17 protein-coding genes and 1 pseudogene are annotated in these 22,328 nt (G+C 37.2%); 10 read left to right on the forward strand and 8 right to left on the reverse strand.

What is annotated here, in order from left to right; genetic code table 11:
- The first annotated feature begins 158 nt into the window (after positions 1–158).
- On the forward strand, positions 159–1,637 hold the full coding sequence (locus DPX34_RS08440; RefSeq protein ID WP_111977974.1) for a right-handed parallel beta-helix repeat-containing protein: 1,479 nt from the start codon (positions 159–161) through the stop codon (positions 1,635–1,637).
- 126 nt (positions 1,638–1,763) lie between these two features.
- Here DPX34_RS08440 and DPX34_RS08445 read toward each other — a convergent pair whose 3' ends face one another.
- Both DPX34_RS08445 and DPX34_RS08450 read right to left on the reverse strand, forming a co-directional pair.
- Complete coding sequence (locus DPX34_RS08445; protein WP_111977975.1) at positions 1,764–2,537, reverse strand: 4'-phosphopantetheinyl transferase family protein; 774 nt, start codon at positions 2,535–2,537, stop codon at positions 1,764–1,766.
- A 29-nt stretch (positions 2,538–2,566) separates the two neighbouring features.
- Entirely contained in the window at positions 2,567–3,328 is a 762-nt protein-coding gene (locus tag DPX34_RS08450; protein ID WP_111977976.1) for a hypothetical protein, read from the reverse strand.
- A gap of 181 nt (positions 3,329–3,509) precedes the next feature.
- On the opposite strand from DPX34_RS08450, the gene DPX34_RS08455 reads away from it, so the two are divergent.
- Genes DPX34_RS08455 through DPX34_RS08465 form a run of 3 tightly spaced genes read left to right on the forward strand, consistent with a single transcriptional unit; the run spans position 3,510 to position 9,345 of the window.
- Positions 3,510–4,889 carry an efflux transporter outer membrane subunit gene (locus tag DPX34_RS08455; RefSeq protein WP_111977977.1) on the forward strand — a complete coding sequence of 460 codons (1,380 nt, stop codon included), beginning with the start codon at positions 3,510–3,512 and terminating at the stop codon, positions 4,887–4,889.
- Positions 4,889–6,253, forward strand: a complete 1,365-nt coding sequence (locus DPX34_RS08460; protein ID WP_111977978.1) for an efflux RND transporter periplasmic adaptor subunit — start codon at positions 4,889–4,891, stop codon at positions 6,251–6,253. Before DPX34_RS08455 ends, DPX34_RS08460 begins: the two co-directional genes overlap by 1 nt.
- Positions 6,250–9,345, forward strand: a complete 3,096-nt coding sequence (locus tag DPX34_RS08465; RefSeq protein ID WP_111977979.1) for an efflux RND transporter permease subunit — start codon at positions 6,250–6,252, stop codon at positions 9,343–9,345. Before DPX34_RS08460 ends, DPX34_RS08465 begins: the two co-directional genes overlap by 4 nt.
- A gap of 140 nt (positions 9,346–9,485) precedes the next feature.
- Here the strand turns inward: DPX34_RS08465 and DPX34_RS08470 are convergent, their stop codons facing one another.
- The 3 genes and pseudogenes from DPX34_RS08470 to DPX34_RS21880 form a co-directional block, all read right to left on the reverse strand.
- Positions 9,486–9,881: a DUF2750 domain-containing protein gene (locus DPX34_RS08470; protein WP_111977980.1), complete on the reverse strand. Its 396-nt coding sequence runs from the start codon at positions 9,879–9,881 to the stop codon at positions 9,486–9,488.
- 372 nt (positions 9,882–10,253) lie between these two features.
- Entirely contained in the window at positions 10,254–11,213 is a 960-nt protein-coding gene (locus DPX34_RS08475; RefSeq protein ID WP_111977981.1) for a sensor domain-containing diguanylate cyclase, read from the reverse strand.
- Positions 11,213–12,227: pseudogene (locus DPX34_RS21880) on the reverse strand (response regulator). Before DPX34_RS21880 ends, DPX34_RS08475 begins: the two are co-directional and overlap by 1 nt.
- 601 nt (positions 12,228–12,828) lie before the next feature.
- Between DPX34_RS21880 and DPX34_RS08490 the strand changes: the two are divergent.
- Positions 12,829–13,674 carry a DUF3014 domain-containing protein gene (locus tag DPX34_RS08490; protein WP_111977984.1) on the forward strand — a complete coding sequence of 282 codons (846 nt, stop codon included), beginning with the start codon at positions 12,829–12,831 and terminating at the stop codon, positions 13,672–13,674.
- Between the two features lie 102 nt (positions 13,675–13,776).
- Here DPX34_RS08490 and tyrS read toward each other — a convergent pair whose 3' ends face one another.
- Complete coding sequence (gene tyrS, locus DPX34_RS08495) at positions 13,777–14,973, reverse strand: tyrosine--tRNA ligase (RefSeq protein WP_111977985.1); 1,197 nt, start codon at positions 14,971–14,973, stop codon at positions 13,777–13,779.
- Between the two features lie 159 nt (positions 14,974–15,132).
- Here tyrS and DPX34_RS08500 point away from each other — a divergent pair, with 159 nt between their 5' ends.
- From DPX34_RS08500 to DPX34_RS08515, 4 genes are all read left to right on the forward strand, one after another.
- Entirely contained in the window at positions 15,133–16,497 is a 1,365-nt protein-coding gene (locus DPX34_RS08500) for a peptidoglycan DD-metalloendopeptidase family protein (protein ID WP_111977986.1), read from the forward strand.
- A gap of 31 nt (positions 16,498–16,528) precedes the next feature.
- A complete protein-coding gene (locus tag DPX34_RS08505; protein WP_111977987.1) occupies positions 16,529–16,840 on the forward strand; it encodes a DUF2845 domain-containing protein in 312 nt (103 codons plus the stop codon).
- Positions 16,841–16,927: 87 nt separating this feature from the next.
- Positions 16,928–17,437, forward strand: coding sequence for a TIGR03546 family protein (locus DPX34_RS08510; RefSeq protein ID WP_111977988.1), 510 nt, complete (start codon positions 16,928–16,930; stop codon positions 17,435–17,437).
- 2 nt (positions 17,438–17,439) lie between these two features.
- Complete coding sequence (locus DPX34_RS08515) at positions 17,440–19,242, forward strand: TIGR03545 family protein (RefSeq protein ID WP_111977989.1); 1,803 nt, start codon at positions 17,440–17,442, stop codon at positions 19,240–19,242.
- 142 nt (positions 19,243–19,384) lie between these two features.
- Here DPX34_RS08515 and DPX34_RS08520 read toward each other — a convergent pair whose 3' ends face one another.
- The gene (locus tag DPX34_RS08520; RefSeq protein WP_111977990.1) at positions 19,385–20,110 is read right to left on the reverse strand and encodes a sulfite exporter TauE/SafE family protein; all 726 of its coding nucleotides are present in this window, start codon (positions 20,108–20,110) and stop codon (positions 19,385–19,387) included.
- Between the two features lie 275 nt (positions 20,111–20,385).
- Between DPX34_RS08520 and DPX34_RS08525 the strand changes: the two genes are divergently transcribed.
- Positions 20,386–21,246: a transporter substrate-binding domain-containing protein gene (locus DPX34_RS08525; protein ID WP_111977991.1), complete on the forward strand. Its 861-nt coding sequence runs from the start codon at positions 20,386–20,388 to the stop codon at positions 21,244–21,246.
- Between the two features lie 92 nt (positions 21,247–21,338).
- Here the strand turns inward: DPX34_RS08525 and speD are convergent, their stop codons facing one another.
- A complete protein-coding gene (gene speD, locus DPX34_RS08530; RefSeq protein ID WP_111978056.1) occupies positions 21,339–22,148 on the reverse strand; it encodes an adenosylmethionine decarboxylase in 810 nt (269 codons plus the stop codon).
- Positions 22,149–22,328: the final 180 nt, after the last annotated feature.

Here is a 22,328-nt window from a genome sequence, read left to right on the forward strand (position 1 = left end):
TACCGGCTGACCGCCTTACCAAAACAAAGACATACAACATGATTGCATTACCAATTATGTTAATGTATTGTTTAAAACATGTTCTGGTTAAGTAACTTAATCCAGTAACAATTTAAACAGTTATTACTTTAACTAAAAACAATGAGTAAGGTTATTCAATGAATCTACATACAAAATCAACATTTAAATTATCGTGTTTATTAAGCGCCTGCATTTTACCTTTTAGTCATTTTGCCTGGGCCGATACATTGGAAGTAAATAACGCAACTCAATTACAAAACGCTTTAAAAAATGCAGCACCCGGTGATGAAATATTACTATTGGGTGGTTCATATTTAGGTGATAAGGCCACGAGTGGCAGCACTAAAGCACACTTTTTTAGTAGTAAATCAGGTACCGCAAGCAACCCAATTACTGTACGCAGTAAATATAAAAGCCAAAAACAAACCATAAAAGGCAGCTCGGTAGATTCTGGATATCTATTTTATTTAACGGGTGATCACTGGGTTATTAAAGATCTGAAATTTACAAAAGCACAAAAAGGTATCATGTTAGAAGGTGCCAACAATAATACGATTGACAATGTAGAACTCTGGAATATAGGTGCTGAAGCTGTACATATGCGTTATTACAGCAGTAATAATATTTTATCTAATTGCTATATTCATGACACCGGTAAACGAACAGGCCAAGAAGGTTTTGGTGAAGGCGTTTATATAGGTACTCATGATGGTCATACGGCTGAAAAACTCGATAAAAGCGATAATAACCGTATTGGTGGTTGTTCGATTGGTCCTAACGTAACGGCAGAAGCATTTGATATAAAAGCCGGTGTTAAAGGAACCATTATTGAATCTAATTACATTAATGGCAGTGGTATTATAGGAACTTCAGGCAGCCCAGCAGCCGATAGCTTTATAGACCTAAAAGGGACAGATAATATCATTAGAAATAACCGCATGGATTGGAATAATGATAGCAATATAGACCACGCAATTTTTACTTATCAAGAACATCGATCTTCAAATATTTATGATAATGAATTTACATTAAGCAGTTCTTCTCCAACCTATAAATTACTAGAAGAAACCGTGCATGATGCCAATAATGTTCGATTAGACGGCGGAACTAAAATTGTTCAAGCGGATTATCAACTGAGAAAAATCGACGATGCAATGGACTCAAGTATTGAAAAGCCAGCTTATACTTACCCATGTTATGACGAGTTAACCAATGGCTGTGGCACCGTGCCTAATGATACCGATACCAGCGAACCAGATGATACAGACACCACAGAGCCAGATGACGGCGACGATACAACTGAATCACCGACTACACCACCAATAACGGGTAATTGCGCGGGTACAGAAACCGTTAACTGGAACAGCAAAACAGAAATAAGCATTGCCAATACAAATTGTATTAGCTTTCCAAATGATTTGGCCAATGAAACATTACAAGCATGGGACAGTGATGCAAATTCGTCTTGCAACTTCAGAGGGCTAATAGAATCAACAGATGGAGCAGTAAGTGTTTCTGTAACCGCAAACTATCATTCATTCTCAAATTTAAGCGGCAAAACATTTAAATTAATCCCAAGTAATAATTGCCAATATATAAAAGTCAGAGCTTACTAACGAGGCTAATATTTTCTGGACCATAAATTGTTAAACAATAAAAAATCGCGTTATTCACTTATGGAATGACGCGATTTTTTTATATTTTGCATAAACGCAATAATAAATAGAGCCGAATGAATAAAGTTAACTCGACATTTCAATGTCCAGCGCAACCGATTCTATAAAACCTAAACTATTAAATGATTTACCAATCAGTTGGAACGGATTAGTTGATTTAACCGCTAAAGAAAGCACATGATCGGCTTTACTCTTAAGGTGATAGAATTGATATTGTTCTTTTAACTCTGCCAATTCACCTTTACCGGAATAAGCAATATTTTGTTCATCAAACCTAAAGCTAAATTGATCAAGCGGCAAAGATAAACCTTTACCTTCAGCTTTAATAAAAGCCTCTTTTAACGTCCAAATTTGATAAAAAGCATGTCGCTGGTGTTCAGTATCAAGGCTTTGTATATAATCACTCTCGGGGCTTGAAAAGAAACGTGCGGCAATATCTGAATATTCACGTAACGCATCTACATGTTCGATATCAATACCCACATCAACGCCCGAGCTCACGGCACACACGATTTGTTGTCGTGTATGAGATAAGTTAAACGGTAATAAAAAAGGCATTTTTTGATTAGCAATACTCGGTTTACCAAATGCATTCGTTTTAAAGTGCCAATACTCCGGCGAGATACCCGAGAAATAATGCGATAAAATTTTTCGGATAAATAACCGAGTGACTAAATAACGTAGTTGATCGGCTTCAAATTTAAATTCGGATAATTTTTTTTGTTCTGCGGCGTTTAATAAATGGCCTTCACTGGCTTTAAGATGGGCAAAATCAAACTGTTCTGTTGATGCTTGCCATATTTCAATGGTATTAGCCACAATGGGATGAGATTGAGACATTGAAACAGCGTCCTTTAATATAAATAGTATTAAGTCGAATGGGGAGGTGCATCATGAGTGTTAAAAACATCTCTATCAGCACTCGCTAAATATTTTTGTTCTAAGTTATTGGCTATCATTATTTTTTGCCAGATTTTCCCGCTTAAATTGCTGCATAATAATTCAACTTCATTAACCGCATTAGTAACAACAGGATCAGGAAAATGCTTAACATAAAGCGCTGAAAGTTTACCTACCAGCGAAAGTGTCTCTGAACAATAGTCAAGATATCGTTGTAATTCAAATACATTCATACATCGCATGGGCGATGATGACGTACTTATCCCTTTACCTGTCGCATAATAAGGATCTTTTGTCAGTTGTAACATATCAATCACATGTGCTAATTCACGTAAATTATGCAACGAACGAATTAACCGCGAACGTTTAATTCGGGTTTCAACCGAAAACAAAAAGAATATACCCGCACCCGCTAAAATAATATTATTAAAAATAGATTCACTAATTTGTACAAACGTAACTTGCGTTACCGCCGGTCCTTTAGGCGCATCAAATTGCAACCATGAATACGTAATTAAGCTAAAGGCAATCGTAATTAATCCAACAACGCCTAAGCGCAACCAAATATTAGGCTTATTAATCCATTTTATGTCTTCACTGCTTTTAGCCGCCATGGTTTTTAAATCTTGCGCGATGTGTTTTAAACGAGAATCAGGAAAACGTTCGTCGATGCGTTGATGCAGTAAATCAATCGTTTCGACTAACTTACTAAAGTCGAGCCTTATGTGCATAAATGTACCTTAAAATGGTGAATGAAAAATTTTCTATTGTTATTGTAAGACCAATTGTAAGCTGCTGTATTTATTTTGTCACTGCGCCAAAGCCGTTTAAATGTTAACTTTTGTTAATTACCTTTAAATTAAGATCGCATCTTTCTATACTCAGGTTTACCTCTCTATCGAACAGAAATTTATGAATTTTCGTTATTGCCTTATTCCTATTATCTGTTGCTTAGCGGCTTGCAACACAACCAAAAATATTAGTTCGCAAGCTCACTCGCCTTCGGTACCCGCACAATGGAGCATCAGTGAACTACCGGTAACTAAAAAAAACTGGTTACAAAACATCACAACACCGAGTTTAAATAAAAAAATTCAAACGGCGTTACAAAAAAACCATCAAATACAACAACAGTATCTAGCCGTTCAAATGGCAGAGCAAGATGTGCTCATTGCCGGAGCGGCTTTATGGCCAAGTTTAGATGGTGATTTATCGGCCAGCCGAAGAGGCAGAGAAAGTGGTGTTGATAACAGCTTTGGTGTCGATTTAAAAGTCAGTTACGAAGTGGATTTATGGCAAAAACAAAGCGAAGCACACCGCCAAGCGAACTTACAATTAATGAATAAAAAAAGTGTGTTAAAAAGCAGGCAAGACAAACTCGTGGCGGATGTGATTAATGCCTATTATCAAACCATAAAAGAGCAACAACTTAAACATTTATATCAACTTCAAGTTGAATACACTCATCAGCAAGTCGATATAATCGAGTCTGGCTATTCAGCTGGTTTAAACGATGCACTAGACGTTTATTTAGCCCGCAATACGCTAAGTAACGAACGAGCAAAATTAGCAGCACAAAATCAAACCTTAACTGAACAAGTTCGAAAATTACAACGTCTGCAAGGCGTTTACCCAACGGGTATAAATGAAATAACAGACGAATTACCAACTGATTTACCGTCGCCTCCGATTGTGATGCCACTTGACGTACTTAAACGAAAACCTGAAATACAAGCGAGCTGGCAACAACTATTAATAAAAGACGCAGCATTAGCCATTGCGCATAAACAACGTTTTCCACGATTAACCTTATCGGCATCAATAGGTCAATCTAATGAAATACTTTCAGACGTTTTATCTAGCTCATCGTTGGCATGGTCACTTGTTAGTGGGCTTGCCTTACCTATTTTTGATGCCGGCAGGTTAGCCGCTTTAGAAGATAAAGCGCGTTTAAGCTTGCAACAAGCCGAACAACAATATTTAGATACGCTTTATAATGCGCTAAGCCAAGTTGAGAATACGCTGAGCAAAACGCAAACATTACAAAATAGGTATCAACAAACCCTAATAGCCAAACAAAATGCCGAATTAGCGCAAGCTCTCGCATTTGAGAAATATCAAAAAGGTTTAATTGAATACACCACCGTTTTAGATGCCCAGCAACGTGCAATTAATGCCAATAGCAGCGAAATTCAATTGCGCTACACCATGATTGAAAATCACATTGCCGTTTTTGTCGCACTTGGCGGCGACTTTGTTGCTGGCTTAACTCCTTTATTCGAGGTTGAATAATGCGCTCAATAAGTAAGAAAAAAATAATTCCAATTGCAATTCTCGCCGGTACCGCGCTTGTCGCGTTTTTCATTTTTAGCAATCCACCTCAAACCAAGCGTCAACCTGCAGATAGAGGTAATAAACTGTCAGTCAGTGTGCAACAGTTAAAAGCACAAGATATTCCAGTGGTCATTAACAGCTTTGGTCGAGTTCAACCTCGAACCGAAGGCGTGTTAATTGCGCAAGTATCCGGGCAAATCAAACAAGTTAGTCCTAATTTTCGTGCTGGTGGCTTTTTTAAACAAAATGAAGTGCTATTAACGCTCGATGATCGCGATCACATTGCGAATGTAAAAATAGCGCAAGCAAATTTACTTTCAGCACAACAAAAGCAATTAGAAGAACAAGCTAAATCAGAACTTGCCCTCATCGATTGGCAACGTTTAGGAAAAGGCAAAGAAGCCAATGCACTTGTTTTACGTAAACCTCAACTTGCGGTAGTAAAAGCCAACGTTTTATCAGCTGAAGCTCAGCTTGCTAAAGCAGAGTTAGCTTTAGAGCGCACTAAAATCATTGCACCTTATGATGGTAGGATCTTAAGCAAAAAAGTAGATGTTGGCCAAGTTGTTACCAGCAATGCACAGCTGGCTGATATCTATGCTACCGATTATGTTGAAGTTAGATTGCCAATCAAAAATGCGGATCTTAACTTATTGGTCCTGCCTGAAAGCAGCTCGGCTTCAGCTGATCGCTTAGCAGTTGAATTCACCTCGTCTATTAGCACACAAAAAGTATGGCAAGGCACCTTAGTTAGAACAGAAGGGGCAATAAACACAGAATCACAACAATTATATGTGGTGGCACAAATTAACGCGCCTTACCAAAATAAAAACGAACAGTCTTTAAAAATTGGCGAATATGTAAGCGCTAAAATTCAAGGCAAAATGATTAACAATGCTATTAGTATTCCGAACAACACTTTATATCAAGGTACTTACGTATTCACGGTGAAAGATGATGTTCTACAACGTAAAGACGTGTTACTGCTTTGGCAAAATAGTCAATACGCGATCGTTAAATCGGGTTTACAAGCCGACGAATATTTAGTGACTACACCTTTAGGCCAGGTTACGTCAGGCACACGAGTTAAACCAAGTAACATGCCGCCAAACAATGATTCGATAGCGAAAAAAGCAAAAAGAACTCAACCAACTGACACTGACACTTTAATGCAAAAGTTCGAGAGTTTACCCGCTGAAAGACAAAAAAAAATAAAACAACAAGCGGCAAAACAAAACAAGAGTATTATCGAAATAATGCAAGCTAAACGCGAACAGCGCCAGACGCGATCAGGCGAAAACAAACGTGAGGCTACATTATGATCGCTTGGTTTGCTCGTAATCATGTGGCGGCTAATTTATTGATGATATCGCTACTCATTGCAGGTTTATTCTCTGTATCGCAGCGTATCCCGCTTGAAATTTTTCCCTCTTTTGAATCGAATAGGATTAACGTAAACGTATCATTACGAGGTGCAACACCAGAAGACGTAGAGCAAGGTGTCGCGATAAGAATAGAAGAATCAGTTCAAGATTTGGAAGGCATAGAGCAAATAAGCAGTCGTTCTTCTGAGGGCTCCGCAAGTGTGAGTATTCGGGTTGAAAGTGATTATGATGCCCGAGAGTTATTAGCGGATATCAAAAGTCGAGTCGATGCGATCAATACCTTTCCTGTTGAAGCCGAAAAGCCACGTGTTTCATTAGCCCAACGTAAACGAGAAGTGTTAACCGTTACGGTGGCATCTGAATATTCTGAATTAGAAATCAGAAAATTTGCTGAAAATGTGCGCGATGATTTATTAAAAATAGAAGGGATAACCCAAGTCGAACTTGACGGCGTTCGTAACTACGAACTGACCATCGAAATAGCTCAAGATAAATTACAACAATATAACCTCACTTTAAACCAAATTGCATCGGCTATTGGCAGTAGCTCAGTAGATGCATCAGCAGGTAATATGCGCACTTCAGGTGGCGATATTTTACTCCGATCAAAAGGTCAAGCTTATTATAAAGATGAATTTGCTCATATTGTGATCAAAACACTGCCTGATGGGAGTGTTTTAACGTTAAATGATATCGCGTCTATTTCTGATGCGTTTGAAGAAACGCCCATTAAAACACGTTTTAATGGGCAACAAGCTGCGTTTATTGAGGTTTACCGTATTGGCCAGCAAAGTGCGATAGATGTCGCCGAAAAAGTCAGAAACTATATTGATAAACGCCAATCTACACTGCCTCAAGGTTTTAAATTAAGCTACTGGGATGATGATTCACAGATTGTGAAAAATCGATTAACAACCTTGATCACAAATGCTCTGCAAGGTGGTCTACTGGTTATGGCTTTGTTAACCTTGTTTTTGCGCCCTTCCATTGCGTTTTGGGTTTCGGTTGGCATTCCGGTTTCATTTATGGGCGCATTTATCGCGATGCCTATTTTTGGCATTACCTTAAATATAATGAGTTTATTTGGGTTTATACTCGTACTGGGTATTGTGGTTGACGACGCCATTGTCACTGGCGAAAATATTTATACTCATATGCGCAATGCCGAATCCAGCGAACATGCCGTTATTAAAGGCACACAAGAAGTCGCACTACCGGTTACTTTTGGCATTTTAACCACGGTGGCTGCATTTTTACCTTTAGCCTTTATTGAAGGCTCACGGAGTGTCTTGTTTGCTCAACTGCCTTACATTGTGATACCCGTTTTACTTTTTTCGTTAATCGAATCTAAATTTGTTTTACCGGCTCATTTAAAATTTGTAAAGCTAAGAGATAATACCAAGCCTCCAGGCCGCTTTACTGTTTTTCAACAACGCTTTGCAGACGGCTTTGAAGCTGCAATTTTAAAGTATTACCAACCCTTGTTAAAAAAATCACTCAACAATAAAGGCACAACGTTAAGTGTATTTGTTGCCATGTTTATTTTAGTGTTAAGTTTAATTCTGAGCGGCTGGAATAAATTTACATTCTTCCCCCGTATACCCAGTGAAACCGTGCGCATGAATTTAACCATGCCAGCCGGAACACCGTTTGAAGTCACAGATGCACTTATTAGTCGGATCTCTGAAGCGGCCTACCAAATACAAACTAAATACACAGATGATGAGCAACAAAGTATTGTACTCAATATATTATCTAGAACAGGTTCACGCGGTGGGGCATCTAATGTTGGCTCAGTGCGTTTTGAAATCCAACCACCTGAAATACGCTCTATTGATATATCGTCTAAACAGCTGTTAGCAGAGTGGCGACGCGCTATTGGTGATCTTCCGGGTGCAGAAACGGTGACGTTCAGAGCTGAAATAGGCCGCTCATCGGATCCAATTGATGTGCAACTCAATGCAAGTTCATTACAAACATTAAAAGATGTAGCCGAAAAGGTAAAACAACGTCTAGCAACCTACCCAACAGTTTACGATATAAGTGATAGCTTATCTAACGGTAAACAAGAGCTGCAAATAGAGTTAACACCGTTAGGTCAATCTTTAGGTTTAACTCGCAGTAACATTAGTCGCCAAATACGTAATGCTTATTTTGGTTCTGAGGTGCAACGTGTGCAACGTGGCCGTGACGATGTAAGAGTCATGGTGCGTTTACCTCTTAATGAACGCCAATCGTTAGCTGACTTGCAAAAAATGCTAATCGAAACAAAAACAGGTCAAGTCCCGTTAAGTCATTTAGTTACCTTAATTCCGGGTACCAGCCCATCGACAATACGAAGAATCGATCGATACCGCACGGTTAACGTCACCGCAGATGTTGAAAAAAGCAATACCAATATGACTGTACTACAAGCCGATTTAAAAATATTTTTAGATGAACTTGTCGAACAATACCCCAGTGTTAGTCATTCATTAGAAGGTGAAGCTAAAGAACAACGTGAATCTTTTGGTTCATTAGCTTGGGGGTTACTGATTGTATTCTTTATTATTTATTGTTTACTCGCGATCCCTTTTAAATCATACACTCAACCTTTAATTGTCATGAGTATTATACCTTTTGGCTTATTGGGCGCGGTTATGGGTCATTGGATCATGGCAATGGACTTAACCATTATGAGTGTACTCGGTATGATGGCGTTAATTGGCGTTGTTGTGAATGATTCACTGGTTTTGGTCGATTATATCAATAAAAAACGCTTAGAAAGCGATGGACTCATGCAAGCCGTATTAATGGCAGGAGCCGCTAGGTTTAGACCGGTCATGTTAACCAGTTTAACAACGTTTATTGGTTTAATGCCTCTATTGTTTGAGCAACAAACTCAAGCTCAGTTTTTGATTCCGATGGCAGTATCACTCGGGTTTGGTATTTTATTTGCGACCTTAATTACGCTTATTTTAGTCCCCGTTAATTACATATTGTTGGATAGCTTTCTTACCAAAATAAACCAAAATAAAAGAGTCTATTAAAAATAGTCCTCTTAAATTAAAATAAAAAAGCCGTAAAATATTAATACTTTACGGCTTTTTAACGCTTACCTTTGTATTTAAAATCACAAGGTCATTAACTAAAAGTCAGCGACAAACTAACGACACGTAAATAAACTCAATCAATTTAATTTAGCGCGTAATTGCTGCTTCAACTCATATTCAAACTCATCAGGAAATAAAACCACACCTTCTTCATTTTTATTTGGGAAGACCACAACCGACAATTCATCTTCAGCCATGCCGCTTGTCCAATCTCTAAACCATTTATCAAAAGCGATGGCTTTAGGCTGGCATGTTTCCCATTCACCTGTTGCCCACTCTTGTGCAAAAAATTCATTAGGCCAAACAGGGATACCATCTTCGTCATCAATCGTGAGCATCATGCAACCATGCTCATCGGTTAAAATCCAAACTGCACCATGCTTAACCATTTCTTTCAACGCATATTTAAAACGTTGATCAATATTATATTTCTCAATTTCAGCTAAGCGCTGAGCTGTAAAATTTTTTAGCATGTCAGTTCTCTTTATCGCGTGTTTCTTTTACAAGGTCGTGCATTAATGGTTAATGCCAATCGTCGTTAACAGCGGGGCACCTTAGTCGGTTAAAAAATCGATAACAACGTTTAAAAATCAACGGGTAGATTAATGACCTAGATGATTCTTTCACCTTATTCTCTAGCTTTTATCTAACGCTAATCTTGATCACTTATTAACGGTGATTGGCATAAATGAAAAGCCGATTGCTAAACATTTTCGGACATTCAATAGTTAAAGTATAAAACGAAGCCAACAAAAAAGGCATAAACTATTTTATCTAATTTTTAGATTTAATAGTTTATGCCTATAGATGTCATCATCATGAAAAATAACATTTAAATTAAAATGCTAAGTATAAATTGTAGACGTATTACGCCCTGCCTCTTTTGAGCGATATAAACCCTGATCAGACATTTCAATCCACTGAGAGTGATTAACTATTTTATCTGAGATCTCACAAATACCTAAGCTCACCGTGTAATTAACCGAAAAATCTAAATGATGTACAACCGTTTTCGCGATCCGTTCGCGCAGCCGCTCAGCAAAGTTAAAAGCCTGCTCAGCATTAGCGTTAATTAATATAACTACATATTCTTCACCACCATAGCGCCCGGCTATATCAGTTTCGCGCATCGTTTCACGTAATATGTTTGCTGTTGTTTTAATCACTTCGTCACCCGTTGGATGACCATAGGCATCGTTAACCTTTTTAAAATGATCAATATCGAACATGAGCATAGAACTCGTGCTACCTGTTCGTTTACAGCGTTTAAACTCTTTATCAAGGCACTCTTCCCAATATCCTCGATTATAAAGCTGAGTTAATTTATCCGTACGTGACAAGCGTTTTAATTCATCATTAACTGATTTTAACTCAACTCGATTAACCGCAATATCCGTTACGTCATAAATGATAATACCGATACGCTCTACATTACCATCTGCAGAGCCTAATGGAATAAGTGTCGAGTTCTGAAACATAAATTCTGCTTTGCCCGTTATCGGACGGTAATTCTTAAACTTAAATAAATACGGACGCTGTTCCCAAGTGGTAAATGCACGGTTATTTAATAAAAAAACAGATTCAGCTTTATGACGAAACCATTCTTCATTAATTTCAGGAAATTCAGTGAAAATAGATTTACCCTTCACTTCATATGGATATTTTCCACTATGGCTTTCCATAAAGCTATTCCATAATTGAATGTGGTAATTGCGATCTAAGATCACTAAACCCACATCCAAGTTTTGCAACATGCTCATCAGAGCATGCATTTCTTTGAAATCGTCTGCTGATGTATTAGACATTAATCTTCCAGTAAAAAATTAACTTTTTCATTCAAGGAATCAATTGAATCTTCAGCAAATAAAAGTAACAAATCACAATTAATGTCAAAGCCTTCGATTTTATAATTGATTTCAATCGCTAAAGTTTTGCTCCAACGATAATTATTCGCCTGAACTAAATCGTTTAAATTAACATGTTGCCCTAACACTATCGGGTGCCCTTGACTAAACACCACATCCAATTGTTCAGCTATTCCTCGTAAACATGCACCAATTAAAATATTTGCTGTATCCATTAACAATTCGAGTTCTAATGAAGTATCTAACTCACCGCCATATTTGAGCAATTTAGAAATATCATTAAAACTGGCATCATTAAAAATTAATAAGGCTTCGCCCGATATACCATTACCAATAAAACCTTGGCATACCCCCGAAACAGAATTTGAACTTTCAATCCCACTTAAGGCCATTCTTAATTCGTTGACTTCAAGCAAATTGACCACGGGTATGGGTAATATAACATGCACGTGCAATAACCTGGCGAGCAAGTCAGCAGCTTGACCCATGGCAACATTAGAAATTTCTTGATAACAATCTCGTTGCTCTTCTGTCACTTTAACATTCAAAGCTTGATTCACAGTGCGCTACTCTCAACCATTTATTTAATTACAAGATGCCATATTCTTTTAATATGAGTTCGGCTTTCGCTTTATTAATAGGTTTTTTAATAAAGTCTATTGCGCCTAAGTTTTTAACCCGCTGACGAGCTTCGGGTTGTATATCACCTGAAACAACAATAACTAAGGCGTTCATATCATTTACTTTGATATTTTCGAGTGTTTCAAAACCATCCATTACAGGCATCGTTAAATCTAAAAAGACAACTTCACCTTGTCCCGCTTTAATCGCTTGTAGTGCTTCCTCACCGTTTCCGGCAAATGTAATATCTACTTCCCAACCATCAGGCAGCGAGCGCGCCATCTGCTTGCGGGCAAAATTAGAATCATCACAAATCAAAACTTTGGTTGCCATAATCTCGCTTTCTGAATTAATCCAACAAACTATTTAACTAACTAAATGTAAGTGTTGTTGAAATTGATCGATTTCGCAAATTCTTTAAATGAACAATATTCATTCATAATCAGTACTCGCACGGTAAAACACTAAAGACTAAATTACATTTTTATCACAACCGATTAAATTTCATAAAAGAAACCAATCTACAAAGTTGTAAATTTATTATAGGTCATAACAATAAAATAAGAGAGTTTTGCAGTAAAAACTTATAAATTCTAATAACAATAATAAGTTAACAGTCAATTTATACTGAACTCATATTATTTCAAGAACCAAAATAAAAAATATAATTAACAAGGGAACTTATTTCGTTACGTTTAGTCAGCATAATATGCGTTAAATTTCATTTGAGCTCGTAACAATAAAAAAAATGTAAAATACTTGAAACTAATCAGGTGTATTTTAATCAAGCGACTATAATTAAATTTAACGTAACCATTTAATTTTAATAGTCATTTAATACGGATAAATTAAAACAAACCGTTTACAACTTAGACGTTAATTTTTTACAAATGGCATTTACTCCCTTTTTTACTTTTATCATTGGAGTTCAATTATGAGCGATAATTCCGCCTCAAAGAATCCACTTTTACCTATTGGTATTATTGGTGTAGTTATTATAGCCGTGCTGGCTTTTTTTCTATTATCCAGTAGTGAAGAAGAAACAGTTGACCCCGTAGTCGAAACACAGCCAACGCCGGCACCCAAACCAGTTGTAGTTTATGAACCTCCGGTTCCCGTTGAACCTGAAGTTGAAGAAGTAGACGAACCTGCAATCGTAATAGAACCTGAGGTAATAGAAGAACCCTTACCGGCTTTAGACGAAAGTACACCTTGGATGCTCGATAAAATAGCGGATTTACCCGCAGTTGATAATACGGAAACCTTAATCAGCTCGAGTGAGTTAATTAGAAACTTCGTGGTTTTTATCGATAATGCTGCGAAAGGTGATTTAGCGCATCAATTTAGCCCTGTTATTGCACCTCAAAAAGCAATTAGTGTTAAAACTATCAAAACAGAGGGTGAAGTGTATTATCTTTTAAATAAAGAAAGCTATAAGCGCTATGATGGTATTGCTAGCCTAATTAATAACTTACCTGTTGAACAAAGTATTAGTTTGTTTAATAAAAGCTCACCGTTAATAGAAGAAGCGTATACAGAACTAGGTTATGCAGGGGGTAACGAGTTTAATTCAACGCTGGTTAAAGCCATTGATTTAGCCTTATCGGCTCCCGTGATCAAAGGCGACATTCGTTTAATTGCACCTTCTGCTATGTATCAGTTTTCAAATCCTGATTTAGAAAACTTAGAACCTATTCAAAAATTAATGATACGCATGGGACCCGAAAATCAAAAAATAGTACGAGAAAAGTTAATGCAATTTAAAGCCGCATTAAATTAATAAAGGGCCAATTTAATACAATAAAAAAGCCGTGAATAATATTGATATATTCACGGCTTTTTAATTAATAACGGAGCCTTCCAATAAAGAAGGAAACATAAATTAGTTCAGTGTTATTTTAGCGAACTTGCGTTTACCCACTTGGTAGACAGCAGTAGACGACTTTTCAATTTGTACTTTATTGTCAGCTACTTTTTCACCATCAATTTTAACCGCACCTTGTTTTATCATCCGCATCGCTTCAGAAGTACTGGCAACTAAACCCGCCTCTTTTAATACATTGCCAATGGCCATCGCATCATCACTTTCTATGCTAATTTCAGGCATGTCATCGGGGATCGCATTTTTCTGAAAGCGTTGAATAAAATCATTATGTGCCGCTTGTGCATCAGCTTCAGAATGAAAGCGCGCAATCAATTCTTTCGCTAACTCAATTTTAATATCGCGTGGATTTGTACCCGCTTCCACTTTTTCTTTTAAACTTGCGATTTCATCAAGTGGACGGAAACTTAATAAATCATAATAACGCCACATTAAATCATCACTGATCGACATAACCTTGCCAAACATATCGGTAGGCGCATCCGTAATACCAATGTAGTTATTAAGTGACTTAGACATTTTCTGTACACCGTCTAACCCTTCAAGTAAAGGCATCATTAAAACAGTTTGCGGCTTTTGACCTTCTTCTTTTTGTAATTCACGTCCCATCAATAAATTGAATTTTTGATCCGTCCCCCCTAACTCAACATCAGACTCTAACGCCACGGAATCCCAGCCTTGCACTAATGGATACAAAAATTCATGAATAGCAATTGATTGATTATTTTGATAGCGCTTTTTAAAATCATCTCGCTCTAACATACGGGCAACCGTTTGACGAGCAGATAACTTAATCATGCCCGCAGCGCCTAATTTCTCCATCCATTTAGAGTTGAATTCAACACGCGTTTTAGCTGGATCTAATATTTTGAAAACTTGTTCTTTATAAGTTTCAGCATTTGCCAATACTTGCTCTTTAGTAAGCGGCTTACGAGTTACATTTTTGCCGGTTGGATCACCAATCAGTCCTGTAAAATCACCAATCAGAAATATAACTTCGTGACCTAATTGCTGAAACGCACGTAATTTGTTAATTAAAACCGTGTGACCTAAATGTAAATCGGGTGCCGTTGGATCAAACCCAGCTTTAATACGTAACGGGCGTCCTTCTTTTAATTTATCAACTAATTCACTTTCTACCAATATTTCTTCTGCGCCACGCTTGATCTCAGCCAGCGCTGTTTGTACATCTGTCATGTAATATCTCTAATTCTTTTTTAGTAAGTTTGTTGAATACCCAACGAATTGCCATGATTGTAATCGTCTGGTGCCGCCATTTAAAGTTTATATACTGGTAAATTAGTAAAAATCGTTATATGCTCGTTGAGATTAGTCTAATCAAGTTCAGAAATAAGTATGCTTCATCTTTGGCGACAGTTTCCTCGAGTACATAAAATATCCATTAGTGCCTTATCTCTTATTATATTAGGCGGGCTGCTAGCGTCTACAGATAATGCCGAAGCGTCAAGACACACCCTTGATAATACTGAATTATCCGATTTACCGCACGGCGAACGTATTCAGCTTGAAATACCATCAGAACCAGACCCCATATCAACAGCAACAACAACGTCTCCACCTTTAATTCAAACAGAAACAAAACAATCGACTTCGATTGAAGCTCAACGTCCAGCATTAAATACGATATCGGTAACCGTTAAAAAAAATGATAGCCTGGCTAAAATTTTTGAACGCAATAATTTATCAGCCAGAACACTGCTAAAAGTCAGTAAATCAGGCGAACATGCCGAAACCATCATTCAACAATTGAAGCCTGGCGATATCCTCGATATTACATTCAATGCAAAAAAAGAACTGCATCAATTAGCCTATCCAATATCCGCAATAGAAACCATTCATTTACAAGCTAATGAAAATGGTTTTGACAGTCATATTGAAACAAAAAAAGTGGATACCAGTGAAGCTTTTTCGTTTGCCAATATCACCAGCAGCTTTTGGAACGCAGGCGTTGATGCCGGCTTAACTGAAAGTCAAATAATGAATTTAGCCAATATATTTGGCTGGGATATCGATTTTGCTTTAGATTTACGTAAAGGCGATAGCTTTAATGTTGTGTTCGAAAAGCGCTATATTGATGGTGAATATATAGGCCCTGGCGATATATTAGCCGCCGAATTTATCAACCAAAAACAAGTTTATTCCGCTGTAAAATATGAAGATGGCAACTATTACACATTAGAAGGTAATAGTATGCGTAAGGCGTTTTTACGTGCCCCCGTCAATTTTAAATATATTAGCTCTAGTTTTAATCCACGCCGATTGCACCCAGTAACAGGCAAGGTCAGACCCCATAAAGGCATTGATTATGCGGCTAAAACAGGAACCCCCGTTAGTGCAAGTGGTTCAGGCAAGGTCATAAAATCAGGTTATAGTAATTTAAATGGTAATTACGTTTTTATTCAACATGGTGAAAATTACACAACCAAATACTTACATCTACATCGTCGCTACGTTAAAAAAGGCGATAAAGTAAAACAAGGTCAAAAAATTGGAACAGTTGGCTCAACCGGCCGCGTTACCGGGCCTCATTTACATTATGAGTTTTTAGTTGATGGCATACATCGCAACCCTAAAACCGTAAAGTTACCTAAAGCCACGCCAATTGCTACCCATGAAAGGGATAAGTTTTTTGCCCAAGCGGGCAAAATGCGTCAACTATTACAACAAAACAAAAAGTTATTGATCGCTCAAACTAACTAAAAAGAACACCGATATTGTCAAGGAGGACAATATGACCAGCAAACCGAAATTTGTTGCCCTTCTATTTTACTGCTCCATATTATATTCGACAGGTGCTTCAGCCGGACTTCATTGCCCCAATGGTTATATCACAGAAGGCGATGAGTTAGCGCTCGTTATAAAAAAGTGTGGAAAACCGCAAAAACAAGTCAAATTGGCTTCAAACTATCGAAAACATAGCTTTCCGAAAGGCAAAAAATTACGTATCGATTATTCAATGGCGCCAGGCGACTTTGAACGACAATTGTATTTCATAGATAAACAATTATTTGTGATCGAAAAAGGTAAACGAACCACCTATTAACATTAAAAATTCATATAGGGCTCTAGGCTAAAAAACAGCCTTCTGTTACCCTTTACAATCAAAGACTTAATTATCATTGGAGTAGACATGCTAACTCTTTTAGCAAAGCTTATAAATGCTTTAAACTCAGACAGCTCACCGCGCCAAATAGCGGCGGGGATCAGCCTTGGTTTAATAATAGGCTTAACCCCATTGTTCAGCCTTCACAACTTACTGGTACTTATTATCGCGTTTTTAATTCGCATTAATTTGGGTGGTTTTTTCTTAGCTATCACCTTTTTTGCCGGCTTTAGTTATTTTATAAATCCACTAGCCATTTTATTAGGCGAAAGTTTGCTTACCTCCAGCAGTTTAGAGGCTATGTGGCACGCATTGTATCAATTAAGTGCGCTTAAACTTGCACATTATCACCATACACTCACTTTGGGCTCACTTCTGATTAGCTTAGTTTTGTTTTTACCCGTGATGTGGTTTAGTCAATTTTTAATTATACGATATCGCGTGCATATTAAGGCCTTCATTGAGAAATTTAAAATTGTTAGAGCCATCAAAGCATCAAAATTTTATAGTATTTATCAAAGCGTTGCAGGAGCATAAAGATGAAAAAATATTTGCGATGGCAAGGTCTTAGTGGCTTACTCGTTACCTTAATACTCATAGCATCTTTCGTATACTTCTTTGCTGGCCAGTTAATGAAAATTGCGATTGAAGAAGGCCTAGGATACTACTTAGGCGCAGAAGTAAATGTTGAAGAGGTTGACGTAAGTTGGTCTCCTTTCGGTGTTAAAATATCTCAGTTCCAAGCAACTGATAAGGCCGACCCAGAATTCAACTTGCTAAGTTTTAAGCAAGCAAATGCAACCGTTGATGCACTGCAGTATTTATTTGGTAAAACCATCATTGATGAGTTAACACTCGACACCTTAGCGTTTAACACACCCAGAACCTCAGCCGGAGAGGTCTATCAGCCATTAAATGGTGATGAGCAAATACAGAATAAAGCCGATGAGCAAGCTCAGGCATCAGACTCAGTTCTACCTTCAACCGACTTTGAATTACCATCAGTAGACAACGCATTAAAAGATGAAGCGTTAAAAACCCCAAAATTAGTTGAACAACTTAAAGCTCAGTATGCGCAAGACAAAATAAAAATCAAAGCTTTAAAAGATCAACTACCTAACGATGATGCTCTAAAGCAATATGAGAAAGATGTAAAAGCATTAATGGAATTAGACATAAAATCGCTTGAAGATATTCAGCAAGCTAAAGACCAATTGTCGCAGCTGAAAAAGCAATTCAAACAAGATAAACAAGCGGTAAGCGCCCTAAAAGATCAATTAAGGGATAGCCAAGAAACGATTTCAAAATTATTAAAAGATCTTAAAAATGCACCTGAAGATGATTGGCAATATATTGAAACAAAATATCAGCTAGACGACTTAGATGCCGGTGATGTTGCGCATTTATTATTTGGTGATAAAGCGCGCAGCTACGTTGAAAAAGCCACATTAGTATATAACAAGATTAAACCCTTGTTAGCCAAAGATGCATCCACTGAAGACGTTATCATTGACACCGAAAATGGACGTTACGTTCATTTTAAAGATGATAACCCGTTACCAAAGTGGCTAGTTAAAACAGCTAAATTAAGCATTTCAACACAAATAGGTGAATTAACGGTTAACAGCCAAGAGATCACATCACAACATTGGATCCGAAATAAACCAACAACATGGCAGCTTGATTCTAGTCAGAAGCAAGCAAAAGAACAAATAAAAGCCAAAGGGCAGCTAACGATCAATCAAGCCGGAGATTTAAATACACATGGCGATTGGATGATTTCTGAATTCACACTGGGTGATCTTCCGTTACAAGACAGTGATTCCTTACAGCTAACATTAGCAAACAGTGCTTTAAGCGGCCAAGGTGATTTTAAATTTGAAAATACAATAGTGGCTAGCCAAGCTAATATTGACTTAGTGCAACCTGAATTTACGGGTAACACATCTTCCAGTTTTTCTAAAGCACTCTTAAAAACACTTAATGATATAGACACTCTTGATATTAAAGTCAGTGCAACAGGTGAAGTGACAAACCCCGATCTAAGTATTCGCTCTTCTTTAGACTCAATTCTAAAAGAAGCCGTTAAAGAGCAAGCTAAAGCGAAACTTGACACCTTTAAAGTTAAAATTAAAGACAAATTAAAAGGTCAAGTTTCCAAAGGCTTAAATTTGGATGAATCAGAAGGCGCTGAACTTAATGAACTTAGTCAAATGCTTGAACAAAAAGACAACAAACTCAATTCATTGTTAAATTCAAGTATTGCAGACAAACAAAAGAAAAAGTTAGAAGACAAGCTTGAAAGTAAGTTAAAAAAAGGGCTTGGTAAACTATTCGGCTAAACGATTAGCTAATCGTTTTACTCAATCACAATACATTAGATGAAGCAACGCTGCTCAGCGTTAGTTTCATCTAATGTTTATCTGCTCTTCTTGCCAGTAACCAATAAAATATTGAGACAACAACCAAGTAAATAAACCGGATTCAGACTAAAGCTTTGCCAATTGAAACAAGTCCACCAATGGCTGAAAATGTTAAAATAAACCACCGAAGTACTAAAGGAGACAAGAACGGGGCTACAAAATTAGAAACAATAAAACCAAGTATAATACCGGGTATAACAAACATCACCAACTGCAGATCATTCCACGTTAAACGATCAATAACATATAAAGTAATCAGAATAATGATATTAAGAGACATAAAGAAAGCGGAGATATTTGCTCTAAGCACTTGTAGCGAACAGCGTTGATACAATAATGCGACAGGAGGTCCACCAACCGCAGTAATAATCCCCATAAACCCTGATAACCCCCCTGCAATAGTACAATTAATACGATTCAACTTGACCGAAAAACCAAAAATGGAAAAGCCAACGGCAACTAATATTAAACCGCCAAAAATTAATTGAAACTCCTGTAGCGAGATAGAAGACAGAATAAGTCCAGCGATCACCGTGCCCAACAATCCTCCTAACATTGTCCATTTCACTTGAGCATAATTAATAAATGACTTGTCTCTAAACAGCATAATGGTTGTCAAAACACTGGCAACAATAATCATCGGGGCAGGAACAAACTGAGGGTATAAAATAAAGAGCAATGGCGCGCAAAACATACCGATGCCATAGCCCATAACCCCTTGTATAAGGGCTCCAGTAAAAACAATGCTATTAGCAATAAGAATTATAGTAAGCGGTATATCGGTCATTTATTCTATCTTCAAAGACATATCTGGAACAATTATATACTGATGCTTTTTAAATTCCGAAGCATACCCGCAATATAATCAATTTATATGCTGATATGCGGGTCAAATTTATTTTCGCCATTGCAAACCTAAAATTGGTAATAACAATGCAGGAATATGTAAAACAAAACATTTGACAAAACCACAATTGGTAAATACCATTGTTATACCAGATTTTAACATTGTTCTAACAAGTTTAATAACCACATAGAATATAAGACGTTTTGGAGATTAAAATGCTAACGGTAAAATCATCATCTCTATTCATCATCTGTTTAGTTTGCACTATTTCACTCAATGCAGCAGAACTCATTAGACACAATAAAATAGATTCAGCTAAAGAAGCTTATCAATTAGGCATTTTGAAATTAGCTTTATCTTACGATCAAAGTGACTATGAATTTGAAGAACGTGATACCTACTTAACGCAGACTAAATTATTGAATGACCTCGATACAGACAATATCGACGTAGCCTGGGTTGGGACGTCAAAAGCATACGAAGACCGTTTTTTACCGGTTCGTATACCACTATTTAAAGGGTTACTCGGCCATCGCATTTTTCTAATCCGTGACGGAGAACAACCTCGATACAATCAAATAAAAACACTTGACGATCTTTCTCATTTTAAAGCAGGTCAAGGAGCAAGCTGGTCCGATGCAAAAATAATGAAAGATGCAGGCTTATCAGTCGTCACCACCGCCAAGTATCAAAATCTATTTTATATGTTAGACGGCGAGCGCTTTGATTACTTTCCGCGCAGTGTTTATTCACCTTGGGCAGAAATGGCAAAACATCCAGACCTAAAGTTTAATGTTGAAGAAAACCTCATGATTGTTTATCCGCTACCAGCGTACATTTTTGTGAATAAAAATAACATTGAGCTCAGCCGCAGAATTACCGAAGGGTTGTTCCAAGCCATTGAAGACGGTAGCTTTGACCAATATTTTTATAACCATGACATGATCAAACAAGGATTAGAACAAAGTGATATTAAGCAAAGGAAAATATTTAAGTTAACGAACCCAGAACTAACAGATGACACGCCTTTAGATGATGCACGGTTATGGTTTGATGTAGATAAGTTCGAAACCTAAGTTTAAATAATTAGATGCATGTGAATTAGATTGAATAAACAAAAAAACCGATGCATGCATCGGTTTTTTTAGATTAGATAATATTTTAAAAGTTAAACATTAGGTAAATTTCGGCCATAGAATATTTCTTGCATTTCTTTTTTTAAGCTACGGCTAACTTGCAACACTTCAGCTTCACTCAAGCCCTCACGGCCAGTACCAAATAAGTATTCATCTAAATCAAATTTCTTTTTAACCATTTTGGTATGAAACATATTCTCTTGGAAAACATTCACATCAATCATGTCATATTGCTCATGAATATCTTCGGACATAAAGTTTTGAATAGAGTTGATATCATGATCAATATAATGCTTTTTACCTTCAACATCGCGCGTAAAACCACGAACACGATAATCAAGCGTCACAACATCAGAATCAAAACTGTGAATCAAAAAATTTAACGCTTTTAAAGGCGAAATTAAACCGCAAGTAGAGACTTCAATATCGGCCCTAAAGCTACTAATACCATTATCGGGGTGACTTTCAGGATAGGTATGCACACAGATATGGCTTTTATCTAAATGTGAAACGACGGACTCGGGCAATAAGGGGCCTGGCGTTTCATTGGTATCAACATTGTCTTCATGAATAGGTTCTTCAGAGATTAAAATGGTTACACTTGCGCCTTGCGGATCATAATCTTGACGAGCAACATTTAATACATTGGCACCAATAATTTCAACCACATCGTTCAAAATATCAGTTAAGCGATCAGCATTATATTGCTCATCAATGTATTCGATGTATTCACGACGGTGCGCTTTTGATTTAGCCCAACTAATGTCGTATATAGAAAAGCTTAAACTTTTCGTCAGGTTATTGAAACCGTCTAATTTAATTTTAGGGTTTGGCATGCTCAATCCTATTGGTTCGGTGTTCGGTGCACGCCACATCAAGCAGAGTAGTCAACCGTGAAAAACCAGCTAGTATAAAGCGGTGAATTATATACGCAAAATATGCATTTTAGCGAGCCCTGAAGCACATAAAAATGAGTAAAATAATAAACAAAATAGTACTCACGTCAAAAACATCAATTCAAA

This window comes from Algibacillus agarilyticus (genome assembly GCF_003286125.1).
GTDB lineage: Bacteria > Pseudomonadota > Gammaproteobacteria > Enterobacterales > Alteromonadaceae > Algibacillus > Algibacillus agarilyticus.

Excerpts from the sequence above, each read along its gene's own strand:
- DPX34_RS08515 (WP_111977989.1), top strand. The coding sequence starts at position 17,440 with ATGAAAAAATATTTGCGATGGCAAGGTCTTAGTGGCTTACTCGTTACC.
- DPX34_RS08460 (WP_111977978.1), top strand. The coding sequence starts at position 4,889 with ATGCGCTCAATAAGTAAGAAAAAAATAATTCCAATTGCAATTCTCGCC.
- DPX34_RS08455 (WP_111977977.1), top strand. The coding sequence starts at position 3,510 with ATGAATTTTCGTTATTGCCTTATTCCTATTATCTGTTGCTTAGCGGCT.
- tyrS (WP_111977985.1), bottom strand. The coding sequence starts at position 14,973 with ATGACAGATGTACAAACAGCGCTGGCTGAGATCAAGCGTGGCGCAGAA.
- DPX34_RS08525 (WP_111977991.1), top strand. The coding sequence starts at position 20,386 with ATGCTAACGGTAAAATCATCATCTCTATTCATCATCTGTTTAGTTTGC.
- DPX34_RS08445 (WP_111977975.1), bottom strand. The coding sequence starts at position 2,537 with ATGTCTCAATCTCATCCCATTGTGGCTAATACCATTGAAATATGGCAA.
- DPX34_RS08490 (WP_111977984.1), top strand. The coding sequence starts at position 12,829 with ATGAGCGATAATTCCGCCTCAAAGAATCCACTTTTACCTATTGGTATT.
- DPX34_RS08470 (WP_111977980.1), bottom strand. The coding sequence starts at position 9,881 with ATGCTAAAAAATTTTACAGCTCAGCGCTTAGCTGAAATTGAGAAATAT.
- DPX34_RS08510 (WP_111977988.1), top strand. The coding sequence starts at position 16,928 with ATGCTAACTCTTTTAGCAAAGCTTATAAATGCTTTAAACTCAGACAGC.
- DPX34_RS08440 (WP_111977974.1), top strand. The coding sequence starts at position 159 with ATGAATCTACATACAAAATCAACATTTAAATTATCGTGTTTATTAAGC.
- DPX34_RS08450 (WP_111977976.1), bottom strand. The coding sequence starts at position 3,328 with ATGCACATAAGGCTCGACTTTAGTAAGTTAGTCGAAACGATTGATTTA.
- DPX34_RS08520 (WP_111977990.1), bottom strand. The coding sequence starts at position 20,110 with ATGACCGATATACCGCTTACTATAATTCTTATTGCTAATAGCATTGTT.
- DPX34_RS08500 (WP_111977986.1), top strand. The coding sequence starts at position 15,133 with ATGCTTCATCTTTGGCGACAGTTTCCTCGAGTACATAAAATATCCATT.
- DPX34_RS08505 (WP_111977987.1), top strand. The coding sequence starts at position 16,529 with ATGACCAGCAAACCGAAATTTGTTGCCCTTCTATTTTACTGCTCCATA.
- DPX34_RS08475 (WP_111977981.1), bottom strand. The coding sequence starts at position 11,213 with ATGTCTAATACATCAGCAGACGATTTCAAAGAAATGCATGCTCTGATG.
- DPX34_RS08465 (WP_111977979.1), top strand. The coding sequence starts at position 6,250 with ATGATCGCTTGGTTTGCTCGTAATCATGTGGCGGCTAATTTATTGATG.